The sequence below is a fragment of the Flavobacterium sp. FG19 genome, assembly GCF_057809475.1.
This window is the reverse complement of sequence record NZ_JBMDKA010000038.1, coordinates 41,286-48,143: the sequence shown is the minus strand read 5'-3', so window position 1 is coordinate 48,143 and position 6,858 is coordinate 41,286. Positions and strand designations below refer to the sequence as shown.

The following is a 6,858-nucleotide window of genomic DNA, read 5'->3' as shown; positions in this document are numbered from 1 at the left end:
CGTTTTCTAAAGTGTACTGAAGGATATTGCCTTTGTCGTCGTACTGATCATAGGTAAATTTTCTGTCTGTAGAATTTAATATATTAATATCTGTACTTCCTTTATTAGTATACACTTCTTTAGGCAACAAAAGATTTCCTGTAAGGATAGATTTATCATATTTAGCATGTCTCTCTGATAATCTGACCGCACTATTAAATGTTTTTACAATAACTGGTTCACTTACCCTGTAAGCATCTACTAATTGCTGCATAAATGGTGTTTGTTCAACACCTATTAAATCATGTGGATATTTATACTCCGTTTTAAGGTTTTCGTTTTGAGAATTGGTAATTGAAGATGATTTTAGCTGATAAAAAGGCTGATCACCATATACGTTTGCAGTGGTAGTAACAAGATTATTATCTATAAAATAATTAGTTTCCGTCAAATTAGCCAATTTGACAATTCCATAATAATTTTTATATCCCCAGACAGAATAATTATAAAGTTTTGGAAAAAAGGTAGTGGGATCAACACATACCTTGGTATATGCATCAGGATATCCTAGTTCATCTAACGGGAAAACGTAGTTTCTTCTGGCTTTAATAGCCGTGAGATAATTATTATCGAATACTATATATTCAAATATTTTTTTATTCTTAACTTGATTTAAGTCATCATAAATTGTTTCTTCTATAATCTTATCATTCATTAACTCACCGGAATTATCAGGAGTATCAGCATAAATATCTGTTCCGTTATACAATCTTGCCGGAGAATTAGGGCTTGGAGCAAATATCCTTTCGATAGCCCCATTTTTAATACCATTATTCTCCAGTACTTCTGTTACAGCTGAATAATTAATAGGTTGACGGCTTAAATATCCAGAATTGATTGGATTTGAAGATATCGAATAATTATAAACAAGACTGGGTGAATATTCAGTACATTCAGGAAGACGCATACTGTTAAAGATTGGACACCATATTACTATATTACTATTTTTATTATACTGAGGTTCAAAGTTATGCTGCATAGTCGTTTTATTTGACAAATAATCCTCTAACTTGTTGTAATAGATTTTTCTCTTATTATAACTTACTGCATTTGTAAAATCAGTTATCTCTTTTACCCTCGCTCCTGCTCCATAAATGGTTTCTTCAACAAAATCACCATTATATTTAATCTTAACACTGCCATAAACACCTCCTTTTTCTAAAGTCATTGTTATCTTATAAGTACTCCCAGCTGTTGTACAAATAGGTTCGTTTGCATAGGTAGATGACCAGGTACTCATACAGGTTTTAGCTGGATTAGTATTTAATGGAATCCCATACGTGGTATCAAGATTTAATATGATCTGGTTATTCTTATACACTTTAATATTATACTTATTGTTTGTTGAGCCGGTACCGCAGGCAGGCCCCTGAAGAGCTCCAATTGCTTCAAAGTTTATAGGAAGACCATTGGATACAAACTCAAAAGTTCCTGTAACTGGAGCTACATTTGAATCACAATATTTAACTACCCCTAAAGTATAATTGAGAGGAACCTTTGTTTCTGACATTTTAGTGCTTTTATTTGGCTCATATACAATTTCAGTAAATCCACCCGTTGGGTACGTTATTTTACTTAACATACCATAATAGACAGAAGATGGGTTTACGTCGTTATTGGCAGTCATAGCAGGAAAAGGAACATCCAGATTATTTATTGATGTTGCTGATAGTGTTTTATTACTAAATCCACTTGTATTCGTTGAACCATTATTAAAGCCAAATTTATCTTTTGAATAGCTCAATCTGGCTGGTAACTGATCCGGGGAGTAGTAATCAAATGAATACTTTTCGTAGTTTGTGGAACTTAAATTCCCTTTAAATGTTATATTTTTTAAGAACATTCTGTAATTGACACCTGATTCTCCAACAGTATTAATAACAGAATTTAATGGTGTAATTCTTGCTGCAAGGGTTTCATAAGTAAAATCTATTTGTTTAACTAACTCCGTATTTCTAAGAACTTTTATTTCTTTTAATGACTTTCCGCCTCCGTCCTGCCTTTGCAAATTATAGTTAAATACCACTGAGTTATTCTGAAAGTTAATAGACGATATCACCTTTGAATTTATAGTATTGGAATTTAAACAGTTATTAATCTGAGTAGTTGTTAAAAGCGGGATTGCATTAATTTCACTTATCCCATTATTGGAAACAACTTCATATCCACAAGTGTCCTGAGCTGATGCACTTACAGAAAGGTTATTACTATAGTAGTGATCATTTGCTGCATATGAAAAAGTAACGGAATTATTTCTTGGAGAGATAATTTCTGTAAGAAACCACCCCGTAACAGCACTTATACTTTGAACATTATCACATTGATTATAATTTAATGTAGTTTCAATGGAATTAGTATTTCCACCAAACAAGTATTTGTATCCTTTTTCATCAATTAAGGTAAATTTCGAAACCCCATTAACCGTTTCAAAAATAATTTTTAGAGTTTGTTCACTACTGACATGAGGTACAAGATTTTTATCAAAATAAAAACTTCCAGAAATACCATTGACATTAAAAGAAAATGTGTCTTGCTCACCATCAAAAAATGACCTGTAACTCAGATTTCTGGCAATATCTTGAATATCTTCTACATGATCCTGGATATTAAAAGTATCATTAGAAAAATACAACCTTCCATCAGGTCCGGCTGATTCATCAGGATAATCCCTAACTACTCTCGAAATAACACCTCCTGCACTTAAGTTCCAATTTGTTCCCAAAGTTCCCGAAAGAGCATCTATCAAAACTCCATTGCTTGAGTATCCAATAGAAACCGGAAGGGTTATATCGCCTGATTCAATTGTATAGACGGGAATATTATAGTTAAAAGCTCCGGTACTTCCATTTATCGGGATACTCCCAAATTTAGAAAACTCATAAACAGAGGGCGAGGGAACGATAATTTTTTGAGATAGTCCCTTTACATATTCAGCATCTTGAGACTGACCATAAATAAAAAACAATAAAAAATAAAATGTAAAGATTTTTTTTAAACAGGTTCGATTGATTACCATAGAGAAAAGTTTTAATTTTTGGCATATATTTTAGAACAATCCACAAACTAAACTATCATGTGTTTGTTATCGTTTAAAATAAGAAGTATCTTGCAATTATAATAATTTTTCTTCTTTTATTTAACAAAAATTAATAAAATTTTATCTATTAAAAAATTATTTTTTTTTTCTCGATTATAAATTAATCTATGGTAAAAAAAAGAATACTTTTCGATTCTTAAAACTTAATTAAACAAAAAAACTCTATCTTTCCCATAAACTTAAAAACCCGCCCGCTTGAAAAACATCTTCAAAAAAACAATCATTATTCTTGCCGCCTTCCCTATTTTTTATTCCTGTAAAAATGATCCTAAGAAAACGGATTCCGGGCCCAAAAAAGCAGATACGCTCTCCAATTCCAAAAGAGATGCTGTCAGAACCGCTGTTTTATTCTCATTTAGTAATCCTGATAATTCTGAAATCATTAAAATAATGGGCAGCGAAGCCAGTGATGACAATGATTTTTTTCTAAGAGGCGACAAAAATGTGATTACGGTTTTAAAGTACAAAAGAGACAATAACAGCTTAAAACTCCTTCAAAAAGAAACCCTGCTTACGGATGAGTTTTATTATATTGAAGTCGATGGGAAAAATTCCTTACGAAAAAAAATCAGAGATACGGATTATTTTCTGTTTGCTTTACTGGAATCACCAAAAGGAAACGGAGATCCGGAATTCCTTGTAAATTTTATCATGTTTAATACTAAAACTTTACAATCCTATACGTTACTATACAAAGGAGAAGCTACTTTGAGATGTAAAGAATGTATCGATGGTGAATTCCTACCAAACAAAAGTCTGGACGCAGATCCGGTAATAAAAAAAGAATTATACCAGTTTGCCTACACCAGCAAATGGGTTTACAATCCGTCAGAAGAAGAGAAAGACATTAACTTCTACAGGAATTACGAACAAAAATGGTATCGGGATAACCGTTCCTTGTCTAATCCTGTAAAAAGTACTTATTACAAAGAAAACCTGTTTGAGTACACCGGACTTTACGACAAAGATCAGGTTACTGAAAATGATAATTACAAAATTGTCACTTACTTCAGAAACAATGTTATTGGATACGACAAGAATAAAGAATTGTATTTCCCTATTATAGTAGAATCTTGTGCATCAGGATGCCATAGAACAGTTAAATTTATATCTGATGATGAAATAGAAATAACCCATGAAATGAATTCTGAACCCAATGACACCATTAATTTGAGTACAATTGAATTTCAAAATCCCGATCTGCAATAGGTCTGATTCCGTTTCAAAACAAAAGAGCTGTCCATGGACAGCTCTTTTGTTTTTTATAAAAAGCCTGATTCCTGTCTTATAATGGTCTTTTTAAGTCTTATTCCGGGCATTCACCGAAAAGCCCGAACCTAACTTTGCATTAGAATTTAATCCACTAATTACTAATTAGTTAAAAACAATTAACACTAATTTTTAACGAATAAGAACTAATGCAAAAGACAATAATACCACTATTATTACTCCTTGCCAATACTTTAATGGCTCAAAACGGTTTTAGAATAAATCATCAGGAATTTTTTACCGTAAGTACTTCAATTGATCCCACCAGCTCTGTAAAAGAAGGCGGAGTTGATTTTGTTGGAGAAATTGAATATTCAGGTTTAATTTATGCCAAAGCAGGAATCGAAAATTTTGCTGCCTTAACAGGAGGATATCGCGATATTCACGCAGCAGTCGGGCTAAACTTTACTTCGGGTCTGTACGAAAGAATGCGTTATTACTCCGGAATACGGGTGGCCAAAGTAAACAGAGGCGGTGAAGGTGCCTTCAGAATAAACTACGGACTGGAAGGTGGAATAGACTATAAACTCACCGATCACTTTTTTATGGGACTCCGGGCTACTATTGACAAACGAAATGATCAGGAAATCTTCAGATGGAAACCGGAAACCAAATTCAGCGGTTTCATCAGAATAGGTTACCGATGGGATTTTAAAGGTTACAGAAGATAGCCCAAAAGCAAAAATGTAAAATAAACCGGTTATTACAATCGGTTTATTTTTTATGTCTATTGGTCATCAAAAGAGAGCTGTCTCACAAATGCTAAAACACCTCTGCATTTCAAATAATATTTTTATATTTATTACTGTTAATTTATTTCAAATGATAATTATATAAAAACCTGCATTATTTTGACTACAACAGAATTTTTTACGCGGCTGTCTATTGCTTTGTTTGCCGGCTTAATCATAGGTTTTGAAAGACAGTGGCACCATAAAGAAACCGGTTTAAAAACCAATATGCTGGTAGCCACCGGGGCAGCCACCTTTGTATTATTATCCATCAAAGTGGCAGCAGGAAATCCCAATATAGATGTAACCCGTATCACTGCTCAGGTAGTTATGGGAGTTGGATTCCTGGGTGCCGGGGTTATATTCAGGGAAGGAACCAATGTTCACGGTCTTAACTCAGCCGCCACCATATGGTGCAGTGCGGCTATTGGCTGTATTGCAGCTTCCGGTTATTTTGCAGAAGCGCTGATATGCACCTTTCTGGTAACCATTGTAAATACGGTACTGGAACCTGTTGAAAAATGGATGAGAAATAGAAAATAGACAGCTAAAATTATAAAGTATATTTAAATTTTTATTCCTAAATTGGTAGTATGGGAACAAATTGGGATGTGCTTATTATAGGAGGCGGTCTTGCCGGACTGGCAGCTGCCCTGCATTTATCGAAAAAAGACCTGAAGGTAATTTTGATCGAAAAAGCAGAATATCCCAGACATAAGGTCTGCGGCGAATACATCTCTAATGAAATTCTGCCGTATCTAAAATGGCTGGGAGTAAATGTTTCTGAATTAAATCCCGTCCTTATCTCTGATTTTGAGTTCAGCTCTCGAAATAATAAAACAGTAAAAACCAGTCTCCCTCTGGGCGGATTTGGCGTGAGTCGTTATACTCTTGATCATTTTTTGTTATTAAAAGCCATAGAAAATGGCTGTACAGTAGTAAAAGCATCTGTAGACACTATTACCTTTAAAGAAGATCAATTTAGCGTTTCGACCTCAGAACAGCATTTTACAGCCAAAATGGTATTGGGAGCTTATGGCAAACGTTCTTCTTTAGACCAGCAGCTGTCACGAGACTTTATAGCTAAAAAATCTCCATGGCTGGCTGTAAAAGGGCATTATAAAGGCCGTTTCGATGATCATCTTGTGGCCCTTCATAATTTTGAAGGCGGTTACTGCGGAGTTTCTAAAGTTGAAAACGGAATCATTAATATCTGTTATCTGGCTCATTATGACACTTTTAAAAAGTATAAAAATATAGAGGATTATCAGAAAGCCGTGTTGTATAAAAATAAAAAACTCCGGCATATTTTTGAAAACTGTACTCCTGTCTTCGAAAAACCGCTCACCATCAGCCAGATCTCATTTGATAAAAAACAGCCCGTTGAAAACCATATTTTAATGATTGGAGATACGGCCGGTCTTATTCATCCTATGTGCGGCAATGGGATGGCGATGGCAATTCACAGTGCTAAAACAGCCTCTGAACTGATACTGGATTTTTACGCCGGAAAAATAAAAAACCGCCCTTCACTGGAACAATTGTATGCGGCAGAATGGAAAAAACACTTTGGAAGAAGATTATGGATGGGCCGGATTCTGGCAAAAGCCCTGACCAATCCAACCATTACCTCTTTAATGATGTCAGCAGCTGTTGTTGTTCCGTCTTTACTAAAAGCTATAATCAAACAAACACACGGAAAAGTGGTAACTATTCAATAAA

At 34.2% G+C, this 6,858-nt stretch carries 5 protein-coding genes; 4 read left to right on the top strand and 1 reads right to left on the bottom strand.

The genetic code is table 11. From position 1 onward, the window contains the following. Positions 1-3,055 (bottom strand): alpha/beta hydrolase family protein (locus ACODST_RS25320; RefSeq protein ID WP_488934884.1); only part of this gene is annotated, 3,055 nt, incomplete at its 3' end. 276 nt (positions 3,056-3,331) lie between these two features. Here ACODST_RS25320 and ACODST_RS25315 point away from each other — a divergent pair. The 4 genes from ACODST_RS25315 to ACODST_RS25300 all read left to right on the top strand — a co-directional run bounded on the left by ACODST_RS25315 (position 3,332) and on the right by ACODST_RS25300 (position 6,857). Then, on the top strand, positions 3,332-4,345 hold the full coding sequence (locus tag ACODST_RS25315; RefSeq protein ID WP_488934883.1) for a hypothetical protein: 1,014 nt from the start codon (positions 3,332-3,334) through the stop codon (positions 4,343-4,345). 209 nt (positions 4,346-4,554) lie between these two features. Further along, on the top strand, positions 4,555-5,076 hold the full coding sequence (locus ACODST_RS25310) for a hypothetical protein (RefSeq protein ID WP_488934882.1): 522 nt from the start codon (positions 4,555-4,557) through the stop codon (positions 5,074-5,076). A gap of 180 nt (positions 5,077-5,256) precedes the next feature. Next, positions 5,257-5,679 carry an MgtC/SapB family protein gene (locus tag ACODST_RS25305; RefSeq protein WP_488934881.1) on the top strand — a complete coding sequence of 141 codons (423 nt, stop codon included), beginning with the start codon at positions 5,257-5,259 and terminating at the stop codon, positions 5,677-5,679. A 50-nt stretch (positions 5,680-5,729) separates the two neighbouring features. Next, the gene (locus ACODST_RS25300; RefSeq protein ID WP_488934880.1) at positions 5,730-6,857 is read left to right on the top strand and encodes an NAD(P)/FAD-dependent oxidoreductase; all 1,128 of its coding nucleotides are present in this window, start codon (positions 5,730-5,732) and stop codon (positions 6,855-6,857) included. Position 6,858 lies beyond the last annotated feature (1 nt).